Genomic DNA, 17,473 nt, shown 5'->3' on the forward strand with positions numbered 1-17,473 from the left:
ATACCCATTTTTTAAATAAAACGAGGAAGTTAGATCAAAAGCGATCAAACTTCCTTCTACAATTTTGTGCAAGTGAGTGAAAAAAACACCTCAATACTTCAATCAGCGCTACTAAATCCCCGCCGATAGAGCGCGGCACGATATTTAAAGGGATCAGTATGACGTATTTTTCGGGCTGCAACCTTCTCCGCTTTTTCCCAATCGATCTCTCGGAAAGCTTCATTAATAAAGCGATTGGGAATTTGATGCTCTGCACTCAACTCATAGCGGACACGAATCGGCCCATACCCTAAATCAGCACGATTTTTTGCATAACTATAGGCAAAGCGCTCAAGGCTTAAATAACCTTGATCTTCAAGCCATGTAATTAAGAGATCGAGCAACCACTCAGGAACACTTCTTTGTCGAAGTTTTTGTCGCAACTCCACATCGCTATGCTCACGCCGCACGAGAAAATTCATCGCCCGCTCTCGCCAATAGCGCCACTCCTCCATCAGATCCTTTTCTGCTTCTATCTCTCTCTCAGGCGAACCTTGATGAAAATTTTGATAGTGCATCAATAGCGATTCATCATCAATAACAACTCTTTTTTTTGAGTGCTCTTCGCGCTTACTTTGGCTCTCAGCAATCATCTTCTCGATCATTTGTCGCTTATCGCTACTCATTCCTCCTCCTTAGGGCCGATCGAAAGAAGATCGAGTCGTCCTCTTCTACTTCGATATTGATCAAGCTCTTCAGAGATTGAACCAATAATACGGCTTGCAGCACTACGGCGCCTCTCTTCAGCCGCCTCTTTAGCTGCTTGCTCTTCTCGCCGTTTCTTCCGAAATGCCGCTTTCTCCTCTTTCGATTTCATCGGCACCGATTTGATCGCCATCAAGGCTTCTAACTCCTGCTGGTAGAGTTTATCGTAAGGATTTTCTGGCATCACAGCGATCCTAAACCCTGGGATTTTCCAGCGCTTTTTAGAGATCTTATTGAGATGATTCTCCAATGAGTTATGAATCTCTTTCTGATAAAAGGTAAATGCCATGCGATATTCCGGCCGTGTAGTTCCGATTACCCAATAACGTTTGCCGATGGTGGAGATAAAGAGCTTTCCCTTTAATCGAGGCGGCAAGAAAGCCTGAAACCACGGTTCAATATAGGTCAGTTGCAAAGATCTTTTTAGATAGATCGTCAAGACTTGATAAGGGTTAAGATCACTCCGTTTACGTGATAACTGCCCAATTTCAGCCTGAACATTACGTAATTTACTCTTAACAACCCGCTTCTCATCCAATTTTTTACGGGGGACAATGTGATCATCCCACGGATTTAGCTCATTTTTTTTCATAGTGATTATTATACGCAATAAGTATGATAAAAATCTATCATTACACCTCTATCAAAATTGATGGTAAGCTACTCCATATAGGGATTTGTTTAAGACATATCCCTCTTTTTATCTTCTTTTATGTAGTAGATTCGTAGTAAAATAAGCGCAAATAGACGCAAAGCTAATATAAAACTCACAATCGTCTTGAAGTTAAATTGGCAGTTTGTCTTACTAAAGCTTGTCTTACTAAATGATTTAAAATGATTTGCCGAGTGACTTACCAAATAATCTTATTAACTTATTAATAGGTCAACTACTTTGTAAAATAGCGTTAAAAAGAGGGTTTTCACTCAAACAATAGAGCCTCAAGTAGAGAGAAAAATTTCTAAATTATTATTCTAAAATGCGTTATGATAATGACGCTTTCAACCTTCCCAATTACCTAGCTAATATAGGAGCTCCCTGACATGCATATCGCTGCTCGATTTGGGCGTTACTTACCCCTTATTTTTGTTTTAGCCTTTACCGTGTATGGCCTCTTCTTTGCACAGCAGAGTACGACAATGTGGGTCTTAACCAGCATTACTGCTATTCTCTCAATTATTGGGATAGTTGACCTATCACAAAATACCTATGCTGTTCGTAAAAATTATCCAATCATTGGTAACTTGCGCTACATCTTAAAGCATTTCCGTTCTGAGATTCGTCAATATTTTATTGAGTCTGATAACGATGCAGTTCCATTTACCCATGCTGAGCGTAAGTTAGTCTATGCTCGTGCCAAAAATATTGCACAAGATTCGGTACAAGCATTTGGAACATTGCAAAATACTTATGAGCCAGGATTCCAATTTGTTACCCACTCGATGGCGACTGTTCCAGCTGCAGATCCTGCAACATTTCGTGTCACAATTGGTGGGGATGACTGTCAACACCCCTACTCCGCATCGATTCTTAATATCTCGGCGATGAGCTTTGGTGCATTGAGTGCCCGTGCTATTGAATCATTAAATGGGGGCGCCAAAATGGGGAACTTTGCTCATGATACCGGTGAAGGGGGAATTAGCCCCTACCATCGCAAACATGGGGGCGACCTTATCTGGGAGCTTGGTTCTGGTTACTTTGGCTGCCGTACAGAAGATGGCCATTTCGATCCGATAAAGTTTGAAAAACAGGCCGCAGATCCGCAGATCAAAATGATCGAAATTAAATTGAGTCAGGGTGCAAAACCTGGTCATGGTGGTGTTCTTCCAAAAGATAAAATCAGTGAAGAGATTGCGGCAACAAGAGGCGTTCCTAGAGATCGCGATTGTATCTCTCCCTCTAACCATAGCGCTTTCTCAACCCCGATTGAACTTCTTCAATTTATTCAACAACTTCGTGAGTTGAGTGGTGGAAAACCTGTTGGTTTTAAGCTCTGTGTTGGTCATCCATGGGAGTTTATGGCGATTGCAAAGGCGATGCTACTCACCAAAATCCTACCCGACTTCATTGTTGTTGATGGTAAAGAGGGGGGAACTGGTTCCGCGCCGATTGAGTTTGCTGACCATATAGGAACTCCTTTACAGGAAGGATTACTCTTTGTTCATAATGTCTTAGTAGGAACAGGATTACGTAAAAAGATACGAATCGGTGCAAGTGGTAAGATCATCACTGCATTTGATATCACTAGAACATTAGCGATTGGTGCCGATTGGGTTAACTCTGCTCGCGGCTTTATGTTTGCACTCGGCTGTATTCAATCTCGTAGTTGCCATACCAATAGCTGTCCAACAGGTATTGCTACGCAAGATCCTTTACGTCAAAAAGCTTTAGTGGTTGAAGATAAGATCGAACGTGTCTATAACTTCCATCACAATACGTTACATGCATTGTCAGAGATTCTCTCTTCTGCAGGGGTCTCCCATCCTTCGAAGCTGTTACCTCAGCATCTTGTCATGCGCTCATCAGAGAATGAGATTCGTCTTTTCTCTAACATGCATTACTATCTTGCTGAAGGAGCTCTCTTAGAAGAAGATATTGATAGTAACTACTACTCTAGTATCTGGAATATCGCTCAAGCAGAGTCTTTCCAGCCAAGAGTCATTATTCCTAAAGTTGCATAATATTTATAGGAATGTAGTTGTAAAAGTAGTTATAGCGGTCAGAGGTCGTTATAGAAGTATAAAAAACGCTTATAAAATCGATATCTATACAAGACGATATGGCATAGAGAGATCAGTAAAGCGTTAATCGATAGAAGACTCAGATAGAAGATTCAAAAGATAAAGTCGGGACTTGCTCCCGATTTTTTTATCCGCCTTTGTCTCGCCTTTACCTCATTATGACCAACTATTTTATAAGTAACAACTTTGCAAGCGAATGATCTTTTTATCAAATAACGTTCACTACAAAAGTACTACCTTACTAATAGAGTAATCTTACTACTTAAGCTACTCAATATGATTAGAGCGATTGCCGGCAATTAAATGCCGGCATACAATCATAAAATTATAACTTACCGGCCTGCGATAGATGACAGAATTTAGCAGGAGAATAGTCAAAAGACCCGACAACGCCATAAGCCGACTTTCTAAAAATCTCTTAGGTAGTTGACGTTAATACTTCCACCTTCACTCATGATGGCGGTGTTGACGTTAAAGTATTTCAAGAATCGATATCTTAAAATTGCAAAGGCACCCTCACTATCTTCGACACCTACCCCTAAGCCCACATAGAAGCTATTGGCAAAACGTTTTCCAATCCCTACACCAATAGATCCATCTGGTGTCTCCATAAAGCCAAAGTCGCTCAAACCTAACTGACTCGCAAGACCATTCTTCGAGCCGGAGATCGGTTCTCCCATCGCGATTTTACGAACCATATTGAGTAACATAAGATTCTCTGTTGGTGACTGCAGATTTGGACTACGACCTAAGAAGAGATAAGAGGCAATCTCGATATCAGTCAACATCGGTGATGAATAGAGCTCTATTCTTGGAGCTTCTGCACTCCCTAATACCTTAACCCCGACCTGTACCTCACGCCCTTCAATCTCATTAACAAAACTTCGTGAGGCTTGAATATCGAGTGTTGGATTGGTAATTGATGCCCCTGAGAACTGTATTTTCCCTTTATCGAGGGTTAGTAGCTGACCATAAATATCAAATTCCCCTTTGCCAATATTGATGACGCCAAGTCCCCGTATCGTCTGTCCATAAGCCTTCGTTACTTTAACGCCACCATTTAAGGTTGCAGTGAGCCCTTCCGCCCCCACTAAGATACGATCTCCCAAGATGAAGCTCACATCCATGTAGAGATTATTCATAAAGCTCTCACTGCGCTTATGCTCATTACCATCGCCGATAATAACGGTATCACTTGAGACTGTCACAACAGATCCACCTCCGCCGGAGTCTTTATGCTGATAGACCAACTCAGGTATTTTCACCGTTCCTGTCAAACGATATCTGCCGCCCCCCGGCTTACCTAAAGCATTAAAGCTCAATTGTGGACTAATAATTAACTTGATATCTTCACTATTCGCTAAGAGAAGATCATTTCCCTTCACATTAAGAGAAGCGGTTAAGTTGGAGATATTGTAGACTCCATCAAGCTGTAGAGCCCCTTTATCTGTCCCTACTCCACCCTTAATGAGGAAAACGGGTGTTCCCTTTTGCAGGTTGACATTAAGATTGATATTTTTCAAGCGACTATTGAGCGATGCGATATAGAGCCGACCATCTTTCACTGACAAATTCGCTCCGATCTCGGGATGCGCTAATGGTCCATTGACTTCTGAGGTCAAGAGAATCTCTCCCCCTAATCCTTGAAGTGCCGGCACTAAAGGTGATATCCAATTCAAACTTGGGACATCAGCTTTTACCTTTGCTGCCACCCTATTCTCTTTAAAGAGATCATCAACTTTTCCATCCCCGACGACTCGCAGATATTTACCCCAATCGACATTTAGCGTACTTGTTATCCCACTAGGTCGGGCTTGAATATCGAGGAGAGTTGTAGAGAGCGGAATCTCAACTTCGCGACCTTGAAGGCGATATCGAATATCCCCTTTTGAGAGGGAGACATTTGTAACCCCAATAAAATCTTCTTCATCCGAAAATTGTCCGGCAATAGTGACATTCGCCTTAGTATTGATCGAGATATTATCGGGAAGATAATCTTTAAGTAGCGATGAAGGAAGATTGTTGAGTGTCACAACAGCCGTATTGACCCCCTCTTTCGTTCTTTCACCCTCAGCACAAAGAACCACATACCCCTGCTGATAACAGACAGGACTCAATTTAACCTGCTGATCTTTAACACCTAGATGAAAATAGGCAGGTCGATTTAATTCAAAATCACCCACAAAAGGAGAAGAGATCTTCGACTCACCAAGATAGAGATCAAATGTCGGATCCGTTGTGACGTTTTGCAGTGCTGCCACACCATTAGAATGAATCATGCCGCCAATACTATCGAGCAGAAAATTAAACTGATGCGATTCGGCACGCCCTTGAACACGATACTCAACATTTTTTATTAAAACTTCTGTCGCTCCTTTAGGAGAGAAAGAGATCGGCATATTTTCCGCATAAAAAATCTCCTCCTCACTGCCAGTTGCTGTCACTTTATCAATATTTACTTCATTGTAGGCACTCTCTTCTGCCTGAGCGACAAGTTCCCGCTCTAAATCCTCAATCAAGATATCGAAAGTAAACTCTTCCGTTAATGTTCCATCAAGATCGATTCCGAGATGTTTTAGATAGAATTCATTAAATTTTACCTGATCTAACAGTAGTGCAACCTTTGCTTGATGATTCTCTTTATGAGATCCCATTAAGGTTAAAAGATTGAGGCGCAACCCTAAAATATCGAGCTTCTCCACCCGAACATCGGCATTGAGGAGCGGCTTCATCAAATCTCCCTGCAGACAGAGATCACCGATCATCGAGCCTCTGATATTTGGATGAAATTGCGAGAGATAAGGCGCATTCATCTTCATTGTCAAATCAAAATCATAAGGTTGATCGATCTGCCATACACTCTCTGCCATAATTTGATTAGCTAAATTCTTAATATGGAGATAGGTGGAGATCTTATTTTGCGCCAAAAGATTATTCTCTAGTTTCAAAAGAATAGGGTCATTTAACATATTTGACCAATCAACACGCCCATCGACATTAAATGAAAGATCATTTAATTCGCCATCAAGCTGGGAATTAAGCGCAACATTAAAATGCTCATCATTGACAATACCATCTTGAGCATAGAGCGCTAAGTTAAGATCAACCCCCTCTTTAGGGATATCGATATCCCCATTGAGCGCGACGATAAAAGGAAGATCAACACTATCTCCCACTAAAACATGGAGATCCCCAAGTGCATGCTTTAGGGTAACGCGATTCTCTACTAATGCTAAATCATCGATCTGAAATTGATTCAATCCAAGATAAAAATCACCTATTTGCAAGGTACTTCCAGCAAAATCGAGTGAATCTAAAGAGAGATTGATCGGAATATCAATCTCCTTGATTGAAAGAGGAGAGAAAGGCTCTGAAGATTCCTTCTCTGGCTCAGGTACTAATGGGGTGAAATTGAGATCTGCTCCTGTCACTTGGATCGATTTAAGATCCACCCTTTTATCTAACAGCGCAACATAGTCCCACGCTAAACTGAGAGATTCAATCTTAAGGGGCTGATAGTTAGGAAGCTTTAGAGTAAGATCATTAAGTTGAAACGATTGCCCTAAACGCCCTTTAGCATCACCAATTGAGATATAGTCACTTGCATAGCGATTCGCTGCTGCGGTTAAAGTTCGAAGGCCCGCCTGTGTATCAACTAAAAAGAAGAGAAGTAGAACAATCGCAGTAAAGAGCATCAAAATGCTACTTAAAAGCCAGGTAAAAAAACGACCGATGAGAGATCTCTTCTTTCCTCTTTTTCGAGCACCTCTACCTTTCTTTCCCTTCTCATCCCCAGCTGTTTCCCCCTCTTTCGAAGGGCTTTGGGGTAATTCTTGATGTGAGGCAGATTGATCTAACGCCTGCTCATCATTCTCTGCAAGTGGAATCTTCTTCTCGTGATTCTCTTCAATCTGTTTTGACATCTCTACCCTTTTAGCTATCTGATTTACTCATCTATAGTTAATATTGCATAGGTTGTATACAGCTATATATAGTTGCATATAGTTATATGCAATTGTATCTATTGCATTAATACTTCTATTACTTTTGTACTAATCATTTGTAATAATCGTTCTACTAATCTTTGGAGCTCATTTTTGGTACTCATATTGCACCAAGATTGCGTTAGATCTTATATCAAATTGTATATATTAACGGTCTTATTAGCGGTCTATTATACTGTTAATCACATCTAATAGCAGTGATTCATTATCTACGATTGCAAGTGACTGATACTCATTACTTTTAAGGAAATAGATACTTACTCACACTCTTAAATGGGATTATGAATATCGATAAACTCAACTTCAAGATCGTGATCGGTAGCTAACCACTCTCCTAACTGCGCCACACCTGATCGCTCTGTTGCATGATGCCCCGCGGCGAAGAAATGAATCCCTAGCTCCCGAGCAATATAGATCGTCCGCTCAGAGACCTCACCTGTAATAAATGCATCAAACCCCTGCATTGCAACCTCTTCGAGAGCATCCTGCGCCGCACCAGAACACCAAGCGACTCGCTGAATCAATTTAGGTCCTGAAGCTTCCACAAAAGGCTTTCTTCCCAAAGTCCGTTTAATCATCTTGGCAAAAGAGACCACATCTACAGGCTCAACAAGATCCCCTGTTAATACTAAAGGATTCTCCTCAGAAATAGGCGCAACACTCTCAATATTCCAAAGCTTTGCCAATTGCGCATTATTTCCCAACTCTGGATGAAGATCTAATGGGAGATGATAGGCATAAAGATTAATTCCACCTTCGATCAGCTTTTTGATTCGCTCATACTTCATGCCCCGAATGAGTGGTGATTCACTCTTCCAAAAATAACCATGATGAACGATTAAGGCATCTGCATTGCGCTCTAATGCATATTCGATGAGCTCTAAGCTTGCCGTAACGCCTGTAATAATTCGCTTAATCTCCGACCGCCCCTCCACCTGCAATCCATTGGGGACATAATCTTTAATTTCATTACTCTTTAATTTCTCATTGATGATTTTTTCTAGTTGTAAGTTATTCATAGTGATGACTAATCTAAATTCCTATTTCTCACGATTTGTAAAAAATTAATATAAATAATAAGGGATCCCTAAATAGTTAACTACTTATGCAGCAATTGAGCAGCGATCGATACGATTCTCTCCGCTGAAAAGGTTTTGAAATGTTTGTAGATCAACCAATACAACAGAGATGCAATAACAGATGTGCAATAGCATATGCCACAAAGAATTAGTATTAGCCTATTCTATGTCTTTTTTCCTACTTGAGCATCCCTTTTCTTAGGAAAATGGTGCTTCCTTGGCTATTCATTTGTTATCTGGTTTATCTCTTACTTATCACTCATTCCGACAGCCTTAATATTTTAAATCTTGCCTAAATACAATGATTCAGAAGAAATGTAAATCACCCATATAGATTATTGACATCAATAGCGATACAATATACTGATCTGTACCGTTTTAATGACTCTCTAGTGCAATGGTTCAGTGGCGCATATCACTCTATTTTTTCGGCATTGTTCTGACATTGTTCTATTATCAACAAATAAAAGATCTATAAAGAGAAAATAGAGATCAATAATTATTGAGTCATTATCTATTAATTATATCCAAAATATAACAACCTAAACTCCTGATAATTAACTCTCTTGATCATCAAGGGTCACTTTAGATGACTTTTAATGATCAAATTGATAGAGCAGAAATGACAATTTTTCTATGAGCAGTAGCGTATCAAGCGCTAAAATAGAGATTGTAGAGAGAAACTTCAAAGAAGATCAGATCAGGATAGTTGACCCAATTAATGAGCTCTTTCTACCTCATTAAACTATAAAAGTTTAAAGGAAATAACGATGGAATTATCAAGACGACAATTTTTTAAAGTGTCGGCAGGCACCGTGGGTGCTACAAGCCTCGCTGCATTAGGAATGATGCCGAGCATTTCAGAAGCAGCTGTTAGAGAATATAAGATCTTAAAAGCTAAAGAGACAAGAACCGTCTGTACTTACTGCTCTGTCGGTTGTGGAATGTTAGTCTACTCTATGGGCGGTAAACCGAAAAACTCCAAGGCTGAGATTATTCATATTGAGGGGGACCCTGATCATCCGGTAAGTCGTGGTTCACTCTGCCCTAAAGGTGCTGGCGTTATCGACTTTGTTCATAGCCCTAATCGCGTTAAGTATCCAGAGGTAAGACGTCCTGGCTCTGATAAGTGGGAGCCGATCTCTTGGGATCAAGCGATCGATGAAATTGCTCGCTGGATGAAAGATGATCGTGATGCCAATTTCCAGACTAAAAATAGTGATGGGGTTACTGTGAATCGCTGGACTTCTACCGGCTTTCTAGCAACTTCCGCAACCACGAATGAGAATGGATTTGTTACTGGGAAATTTATTCGTGCGCTTGGCATGATCGCAATCGACAACCAAGCTCGTGTCTGCCATGGCTCCACTGTTGCTAGTTTAGCAGCGACCTTTGGTCGAGGTGCAATGACTAACCATTGGGTCGATATTCGTAATGCGGATGTCATTTTAGTCATGGGCGGAAATGCAGCCGAGGCACATCCTGTTGGATTTAAGTGGGCGATTGAAGCGAAAAAACGGGGAGCAAAACTCTTAAGTGTCGACCCTCGCTTTAATAGAACATCTGCTGTTGCTGACTTCTATGCGCCGATTCGCTCTGGCTCTGATATTGTCTTCCTAGGTGGCTTAATCCGCTGGTTGATCGATAACAACAAGATCAATCTTGAATATGTTAAAGAATATACTAATGCGAAGTTTATCATGCACCCTGATTATGACTTCGAAGATGGTTACTTCTCTGGATGGAATGAAGAACTGCAGCGTTATGATCGTGAATCATGGACCTATGAGCTCGATGAAAATGGTTATGCTAAAGTTGATGAGACGCTTCAACATCCTCGCTGTGTCTTCAACATGATGCGTGCTCACTATGATCGTTATACACCTGAAATGGTGGAGCGAGTCACGGGAACGCCGATGAAAGACTTCCTCTATATCGCAGAAACGCTCGGTGAGTGTGCAGCTAATGATAAAGCTTCTACCATTCTTTACGCTTTAGGTTGGACGCAACATACTGTTGGAACACAGATGATCAGAACCATGGCAATGGTTCAACTTCTCTTAGGAAATATGGGTGTTCCTGGAGGTGGCGTGAACGCATTACGTGGTCACTCCAATATTCAAGGGTTAACAGACTTAGGTCTTCTCTCGACTCAGCTTCCAGCCTATCTCAACCTGCCAAGTGACTCTCAAAATAGTTACGAAAAATATATTCGTGAGACTACACCGAAAGCGCTTCGTCCTGGCCAGATGAACTATTGGCAACATACGCCAAAATTTTTCAATAGCATGATGAAGACTTTCTATGGTCCTCATGCCACAAAAGAGAATAATTTCGCTTTCGACTATCTCCCGAAATGGGACAAAATGTATGACATCATTAAAGCATTTGAGATGATGGATCAAGGGGAGATGAATGGTTATATCTGCCAAGGATTTAACCCATTAGCAGCAATTCCTGATACCAATAAGAATCGTCAAGCATTAGCAAAACTGAAATATCTTGTCGTTATCGATCCTCAAACAACAGAGACAGGCAGTTTCTGGGAGAATCATGGTGCTCATAACGATATCGACCCTAAAGAGGTAATGACAACAGTCTACCGCTTGCCGGCACACTGCTTCGTAGAAGGTTCAGGTTCGATTGTTAACTCAGCACGTTGGTTACAATGGCACTATCAAGCCGCTGACGGTCCTGGTGAATCGAAAGGGGATACAGAGATCCTTTCACGCCTACTCTTTAAACTTCGTGAACTCTATAAAAAAGAGGGAGGTGCATTCCCCGATCCTATCCATCATATCCAATGGGATTATGCTCAACCGCTCCACCCATCGGCAGAAGAGATCACAAAAGAGCAAAATGGTTATGCATTAGAAGATCTCTACGATAAAAATGGTAAATTAATTCGCAAAAAAGGGGAGCTTTTAGGTAGTTTCTCTGAGTTGCGTGATGATGGCTCCACAGCCGCAGGTTGCTGGATCTATACCGGTTCTTGGACCGAGGAAGGTAATCAGATGGCACGCCGAGACAATAGCGATCCATCAGGCTTAGGAATCACCTTAGGATGGGCTTGGGCATGGCCAGCAAATCGCCGGATACTCTATAACAGAGCATCTGCTGACCGCATGGGAAGACCTTGGGATCCTCATCGTCGTCTCTTTAAATGGAATGGTGAGCGCTGGATTGGTTGGGATGTTCCTGACTTTGATGCAACAGCAGCGCCGGGTAGTCCAATGGATCCGTTCATTATGAATCCTGAAGGCGTTGGACGCCTCTCCTCAAGCGATAAGTTAGTTGATGGGCCTTTCCCAACTCACTTCGAAGCGATGGAAACTCCACTCGGCTATAACCCACTCTACACACCCGTTAACAATCCTGCGGTAAGAATATTTAAGCGAGACCGCGATATGTTAGGTACTCACGATAAATTCCCTTATGTAGGAACGACTTATCGCTTAACAGAGCACTTTCAATTCTGGACCAAAAATGCGCTTCTTGCAGCAATTACCCAGCCTGAACAATTTGTAGAAATTGGTGAAGAGCTAGCAAAAGAGAAAGGAATTAAACTTGGCGATCGCGTCAAAGTCTCTTCAAATCGTGGTTATGTTGAAGCGGTTGCTGTTGTGACTAAACGCATTATGCCACTCAAAGTGGATGGTAAGACAGTTCATCAAGTTGGTATCCCTGTTCACTGGGGATTTGAAAGTGTTGCGAAGAAAGGCTTCTTAACCAACTTCTTACCTGTTGCGGTCGGTGATGCAAATACACAGACACCGGAATATAAGACATTCCTCGTGAATGTTGAGCCACTCAATGCATAAAAGGATATAGATAAAAATGATTTTAGAATCTCTAGATATTAAACGTCGTTCTGCGACTTCAACTAAATCCCCAGATGTACGTCAAGGCATTGAAGTAGCAAAACTGATTGATGTTTCGGCTTGTATCGGCTGTAAAGCATGTCAAGTTGCTTGTTCTGAATGGAATGATCTACGTGATGTTGTTGGAACTTGTGATGGTACTTATAACAATCCACCTGATTTAACCAATGAGTCTTGGACCGTTATGCGCTTTAATGAGACCACTGAAAATGGCAAGTTAGAGTGGCTTATTCGTAAAGATGGCTGTATGCATTGTGAAGATCCCGGTTGCTTAAAAGCATGTCCCTCACCTGGTGCTATCGTTCAATACAATAATGGTGTTGTCGATTTTAATCAGGAGAACTGTATTGGTTGTGGTTATTGTATTACCGGTTGCCCATTTAATATTCCTCGTCTGAGCAAAAAGGATAATAAAGCGTATAAGTGCTCTCTTTGCTCCGACCGTCTTGCTGTTGGTCAAGAGCCTGCTTGTGTTAAATCTTGCCCAACAGGTGCGATCCAATTTGGTTCTAAAGAGGATATGAAAGTATACGCCTCAGATCGAATTAAAGATCTCAATGCACGTGGTTATGAAAATGCCGGTCTCTACGACCCCGCTGGTGTCGGTGGAACCCATGTAATGTATGTTCTACAACATGCTGACAAACCTGAACTCTATAGCGATCTACCGAAAGATCCTAAGATTAGCCCCGTCACTAGCCTCTGGAAAGGGATCTTAAAACCCCTCTCTACATTTGGAATTGCGGCAGCGGTCTTCACCGGCTTTTTACACTATGTCACAGTAGGCCCTAGCCGTGCGGATGATCCCGACGAAGGGAAAGATATAATTGATCCTAAAAAATCAAAAGGTAAAGGAGAATAGATCATGGCAAAAGAGAGACTTATACAGCGATACTCCGCATCGGAGCGCATCAATCACTGGGTGGTAGCTTTCTGCTTTATTCTTCTTGCATTTTCAGGATTAGCATTCTTCTACCCTAGTTTTTTCTGGTTTAGCCAAATTTTTGGTACGCCACAAATGGCTCGTATCGTCCATCCATTTGTGGGCGTTATTATGTTTGTGGGTTTCTTTATCCAATTTTTCCGCTACTATAAACGAAACTTTATCAATCAAGAAGATGTCAAGTGGGCACTCTCTGTTAAAGAGGTGATTACAGGTGAACATCTCCCTAACGTTGGTAAATATAATGCCGGACAAAAGGTGATGTTTTGGATTATGACGCTCTCAATGATTGTCTTAATCGTAACCGGCATTATGATGTGGCAGCCCTATTTTGCGAATGCTTTTAGTATTCCTCTTCGCCGTGTTGCGATTCTACTTCATGCTTGGTTTGCCTTAATCCTCATTGCATCAATTATTGTGCATGTCTATGCGGCAATCTGGGTAAAAGGTACTATTCGTGCGATGACAGAAGGTGTTGTTACAGAGAAATGGGCTAAATCACATCACCCGCTTTGGTATAAAGAAGTGATGGCAGGTGTTGAGCAATCAGAGAGCAAAAATAGCCAAGATAATGAGCCTTTAAAGAAATAGTTCAGGTAAACTCAGCAAACAGCTGAAAAACTACAGAACAATTACTGAAAAGTTATTGAAAAGTTACTGAAAAATTGCTCAAAACTATATCAAGATATCATTATGAAAAGCAATGAGTAATGGTATCTAAAAGAGAGCTCCTAAGATCTTTGTAAAGCGAGATGTAATGCTAAGATTAAGGGAGCTCTCCTATTTCAATATAAAAAGAGAAGAAAAAGAGAAAAATTATGACAAATATCCCGGTTGGTGGCATTAAAGAGATTATCCAGATCCTCCCTCCTAAAGGGAGTCACTACCCCTATCGACAAAAAGCGCTTAAAGAGGCCATTAAAAACCATCCAGAGATGCCGGCACTTCCTTTTCTGCTCCATATTGTGACTGCCCAAGAGAGTGCTTTTCAACAGTTAGCACATGCTGATTCAGCGCCAAAAGAGAAGATTTCACAGGAAGCTACGCCCCCCTTTATCGCGATCACAAATAGCACGCTCTCACAATTTCAATTAGCACTTCAGATGATCTGCCAAAAACTTACAGCGCTCCTTGAATCTGAAATTAAAGCAGAAATCAATAAAGAAATTGATGAAAAAACTCATGGAAGGGCCGATGAAAAGGGTCATCCCTATCACAATATATTAATGATTATTGCATCACTTAATACGCGATCTCAAGATCAAGAAGCTATTAAGCAGATATTGCAACAGTTGCTAACCTTAACGCTCGATAAAATTCCGGCAGAAGAGCATATTTTCCTCTTAGCTGCCCTTCAGACAACACTGCACCATGCCGCGACACAGCTTGAGATTGATAAAAATTATCAATTGAAAGAGCGTGATCTCTGCCCCTGCTGTAAAATGCCGGCAATTAGTAGCGTCCTTGATAATAGTGAAGATGGTCTTCGCTATCTATATTGCTCTTTTTGTGAAACAAAATGGCATGTTGTAAGAGGACAATGCACAGAATGCCTTAGCAATAAATCGCTCTACCAACAGCGCATCGAAGGGGATAAAAGCCCTATTTATGCCGAGGTGTGCGATGAGTGCCACACTTATCTAAAAGTTACTGATCGTACAAAAACACTCCTTGCAGACCCCTTTATTGAAGATCTTTTAACGCTCCCCTTATCAATACGTTTAACAGAAGAGAACTATAAAACATTTGGAGTCAATCCTTATCTTCTCTAAGTGATCTTAACGACAGAAGCTATCAGTTATTTTCATTAAAAAAGAGGCTGCCATTGACTGGTCAGCCTCTTCTCTATTTCATGCTAAATATGTGCGATATGCCCTAAGCCATAAGTAACTGCCATGGTTAACATTCCCACAATTACATTTCGAATCACTGCTTTTAATCGCGGAGCGCCCCCTAATGCTGCACTGACAAATCCAGTCAATGCTAAGGCAAATGAAACAGCGACAAAAGTACCGACAATTTTAAATTCTTGTGGTAAAAATAGGATAAAGAGGAGCGGGATTATTGCACCGCAAGAGAAGGAGATAATTGAGGAGAATGCCGCATTCCAAGGATTGACATACTCCCCAAGTGTGATATTGAGCTTTGCCTGCACTCTTGCCGCTAAAGCATCTTCTTTCATCAACTCTGTTGCAACTTGTGAGGCGATATCAGAAGTGAGCCCCTTCTCCTCATAATAGTGCGTTAAAGCAGCTTTCTCTCCATCATAGTCATTCTCTAGCAACTTCTTCTCTTTCTCTACTTCTGCTTTTTCAACATCTTTTTGTGTACTGACAGATGAGTACTCTCCCCCCGCCATCGATAGTGCGCCTGCTAATAGACCTGCAAGCCCGGCAATAAGAATGGTCATCATATTGGTAGTTGCACTTGCAACCCCGATGACAAGTCCTGCTGTTGAGATAATGCCATCATTAGCGCCTAAAACTCCGGCTCTTAAGACATTTAATCTATTCTCAATATCTGTTGATCTCTTCTTCTCGCTCTTTGCCATAAAATAGTTCCTCTGCTCACGCTTTATCAATATTTTAAAGTTTCAAGACTTAAAATCTCAAAACCTTAAAACCTTAAAACTTCATTTTTAAAATTCCCTTACATAATCTCTTGCCATGCACCCTCTCAACTCCATTATCTTGATGTTGCGCCTCTATCTTTGCACTTTGAGATTTAGTTTTTTATATCATTTCATTAATCATACCTAATCATAATTTAATTATTAATTTAACCGGTTCTATTATATAGATTAATTATATTATATCGCCCTTCTATTTTTCCCTCATAATTAACAGTTAAAGTATGATCTAGGTTTTAAGATCATTAAATCTTCTAGCTTCTAGACATAAATGGTGATTTATAGAGAAGATGATTTGGAGAAAAGAGAGTCGTAGTCTAGAGATATCGCTCTAAGCTGTATAAAAAGTCATCTTAACCTCAAATGAGCTAACATCCTAAGCGGAGATCTATTACACTAAAACAGATGGCTGAGCTTGGAAAAGTCATACCCAACTTTATTGGTGAAATCGCCCGATTGGCTCAATCGATCTTAAAAAAGAGAGATTCAGACCGATCACAAATGATAAATAAATAGATAATATTTTGTAACGTTGTGGAGCGATCCACTGAGAGATAAAAACCTTAGGAGAAGAGATGAGCAGAGCAGAAATATCAATTGAAGGTCACCGTTATCCCATTCAGAACATCTTCTGTATTGGTCGAAATTACGCAAAACATATTGCTGAATTGAATAATGCAACCCCAACAGAACCCTTAGTCTTCCTTAAACCAACCTCGGCATTAGCGGTCGAAGGGGATTCAATTGCCCTTCCCGCTTTTTCAGAGGCAATTCATTATGAGGCTGAATTGGTAATCTACATTAAAGAGGATGCTAAAAATCTATCGGAAGCTTCGGCCCTCTCAGTCATTGGCGCTTATGGTGTTGGATTAGATTTAACTGCTCGTGATCTACAAGATCAGATTAAGGAGCGAGGAGAACCTTGGACAAAATGTAAAGGATTTCCCGGCGCGGCAATCGTCAGCCCCTTTATTGCTGCAGAGAAGATCAAAGATCCCACTGATATCACCTTTACCTTTCAACAAAATGGTGAGCTAAAACAGAATGGTCATTCTAAAATGATGATCTATCCTATTGCAGAAATTATCGCTTATCTCTCCACTGTCTATGGGCTTTCTAAGGGAGATATTATCTACACAGGAACACCAGAAGGTGTCGGTAAACTCGCGCCTGGCGATCAGTTAACATTAACGCTTGAAGATCAAATAACTGCTCAGTTTGAAATTATGAAGGCAAAATAATTACTAACTAGAGCGATCATTCCCCTCTACCTCAACTGTAGAGGGGACCATAGAAGAGTTATACTAACGAATATCTGCACCAAATAGATCGTGAATCAACACTTCATAAATGCTTAATAAATGCTTAACAAATATGTTCTATCACAATGCGTGTTAATAACAACAGTAATAACAATAGTCATAGCAGTAGTAAAGTGATGAATTGGTTCGATG

General features: G+C 41.0%; 11 protein-coding genes. 6 read left to right on the forward strand and 5 right to left on the reverse strand.

Translation table 11 applies throughout. The annotated features are described in order from the left end of the window. Nucleotides 1-98: 98 nt before the first annotated feature. Both DC077_RS02630 and DC077_RS02635 read right to left on the reverse strand, forming a co-directional pair. Nucleotides 99-665 carry a regulatory protein RecX gene (locus tag DC077_RS02630; protein WP_109201189.1) on the reverse strand — a complete coding sequence of 189 codons (567 nt, stop codon included), beginning with the start codon at nucleotides 663-665 and terminating at the stop codon, nucleotides 99-101. Next, on the reverse strand, nucleotides 662-1,336 hold the full coding sequence (locus tag DC077_RS02635) for a hypothetical protein (protein WP_109201190.1): 675 nt from the start codon (nucleotides 1,334-1,336) through the stop codon (nucleotides 662-664). Before DC077_RS02635 ends, DC077_RS02630 begins: the two co-directional genes overlap by 4 nt. 449 nt (nucleotides 1,337-1,785) lie before the next feature. Between DC077_RS02635 and DC077_RS02640 the strand changes: the two genes are divergently transcribed. Then, nucleotides 1,786-3,423, forward strand: a complete 1,638-nt coding sequence (locus DC077_RS02640; RefSeq protein WP_239990204.1) for an FMN-binding glutamate synthase family protein — start codon at nucleotides 1,786-1,788, stop codon at nucleotides 3,421-3,423. Nucleotides 3,424-3,890: 467 nt separating this feature from the next. Here the strand turns inward: DC077_RS02640 and DC077_RS02645 are convergent, their stop codons facing one another. Together DC077_RS02645 and DC077_RS02650 are read right to left on the reverse strand one after the other, a co-directional pair. Continuing rightward, a complete protein-coding gene (locus DC077_RS02645; RefSeq protein ID WP_109201191.1) occupies nucleotides 3,891-7,406 on the reverse strand; it encodes a translocation/assembly module TamB domain-containing protein in 3,516 nt (1,171 codons plus the stop codon). Between the two features lie 350 nt (nucleotides 7,407-7,756). Then, a complete protein-coding gene (locus DC077_RS02650; RefSeq protein ID WP_109201192.1) occupies nucleotides 7,757-8,506 on the reverse strand; it encodes a Nif3-like dinuclear metal center hexameric protein in 750 nt (249 codons plus the stop codon). 830 nt (nucleotides 8,507-9,336) lie between these two features. On the opposite strand from DC077_RS02650, the gene fdnG reads away from it, so the two are divergent. The 4 genes from fdnG (at nucleotide 9,337) to DC077_RS02670 (ending at nucleotide 15,162) form a co-directional block, all read left to right on the forward strand. Beyond that, complete coding sequence (gene fdnG, locus DC077_RS02655) at nucleotides 9,337-12,387, forward strand: formate dehydrogenase-N subunit alpha (RefSeq protein WP_109201193.1); 3,051 nt, start codon at nucleotides 9,337-9,339, stop codon at nucleotides 12,385-12,387. 16 nt (nucleotides 12,388-12,403) lie between these two features. Next, nucleotides 12,404-13,309: a formate dehydrogenase subunit beta gene (gene fdxH / locus DC077_RS02660; protein ID WP_109217818.1), complete on the forward strand. Its 906-nt coding sequence runs from the start codon at nucleotides 12,404-12,406 to the stop codon at nucleotides 13,307-13,309. 3 nt (nucleotides 13,310-13,312) lie between these two features. Then, nucleotides 13,313-13,981: a formate dehydrogenase subunit gamma gene (locus tag DC077_RS02665; protein WP_109201195.1), complete on the forward strand. Its 669-nt coding sequence runs from the start codon at nucleotides 13,313-13,315 to the stop codon at nucleotides 13,979-13,981. Between the two features lie 227 nt (nucleotides 13,982-14,208). Further along, a complete protein-coding gene (locus tag DC077_RS02670) occupies nucleotides 14,209-15,162 on the forward strand; it encodes a formate dehydrogenase accessory protein FdhE (RefSeq protein ID WP_109201196.1) in 954 nt (317 codons plus the stop codon). Between the two features lie 83 nt (nucleotides 15,163-15,245). On the opposite strand, the gene DC077_RS02675 is transcribed toward DC077_RS02670, so the two are convergent. Further along, the gene (locus tag DC077_RS02675; protein WP_109201197.1) at nucleotides 15,246-15,941 is read right to left on the reverse strand and encodes a VIT1/CCC1 transporter family protein; all 696 of its coding nucleotides are present in this window, start codon (nucleotides 15,939-15,941) and stop codon (nucleotides 15,246-15,248) included. 653 nt (nucleotides 15,942-16,594) lie between these two features. Between DC077_RS02675 and DC077_RS02680 the strand changes: the two genes are divergently transcribed. Then, nucleotides 16,595-17,260 carry a fumarylacetoacetate hydrolase family protein gene (locus DC077_RS02680; protein WP_109201198.1) on the forward strand — a complete coding sequence of 222 codons (666 nt, stop codon included), beginning with the start codon at nucleotides 16,595-16,597 and terminating at the stop codon, nucleotides 17,258-17,260. The last annotated feature ends 213 nt before the right edge of the window (nucleotides 17,261-17,473 follow it).

This window comes from Ignatzschineria cameli (assembly GCF_003121895.1).
GTDB classification, from domain to species: domain Bacteria; phylum Pseudomonadota; class Gammaproteobacteria; order Cardiobacteriales; family Wohlfahrtiimonadaceae; genus Ignatzschineria; species Ignatzschineria cameli.

What these genes read in the sequence shown, in the direction of transcription:
- DC077_RS02630 (WP_109201189.1), bottom strand. Translation starts at nt 665, where the DNA reads ATGAGTAGCGATAAGCGACAAATGATCGAGAAGATGATTGCTGAGAGC.
- DC077_RS02635 (WP_109201190.1), bottom strand. Translation starts at nt 1,336, where the DNA reads ATGAAAAAAAATGAGCTAAATCCGTGGGATGATCACATTGTCCCCCGT.
- DC077_RS02640 (WP_239990204.1), top strand. Translation starts at nt 1,786, where the DNA reads ATGCATATCGCTGCTCGATTTGGGCGTTACTTACCCCTTATTTTTGTT.
- DC077_RS02645 (WP_109201191.1), bottom strand. Translation starts at nt 7,406, where the DNA reads ATGTCAAAACAGATTGAAGAGAATCACGAGAAGAAGATTCCACTTGCA.
- DC077_RS02650 (WP_109201192.1), bottom strand. Translation starts at nt 8,506, where the DNA reads ATGAATAACTTACAACTAGAAAAAATCATCAATGAGAAATTAAAGAGT.
- fdnG (WP_109201193.1), top strand. Translation starts at nt 9,337, where the DNA reads ATGGAATTATCAAGACGACAATTTTTTAAAGTGTCGGCAGGCACCGTG.
- fdxH (WP_109217818.1), top strand. Translation starts at nt 12,404, where the DNA reads ATGATTTTAGAATCTCTAGATATTAAACGTCGTTCTGCGACTTCAACT.
- DC077_RS02665 (WP_109201195.1), top strand. Translation starts at nt 13,313, where the DNA reads ATGGCAAAAGAGAGACTTATACAGCGATACTCCGCATCGGAGCGCATC.
- DC077_RS02670 (WP_109201196.1), top strand. Translation starts at nt 14,209, where the DNA reads ATGACAAATATCCCGGTTGGTGGCATTAAAGAGATTATCCAGATCCTC.
- DC077_RS02675 (WP_109201197.1), bottom strand. Translation starts at nt 15,941, where the DNA reads ATGGCAAAGAGCGAGAAGAAGAGATCAACAGATATTGAGAATAGATTA.
- DC077_RS02680 (WP_109201198.1), top strand. Translation starts at nt 16,595, where the DNA reads ATGAGCAGAGCAGAAATATCAATTGAAGGTCACCGTTATCCCATTCAG.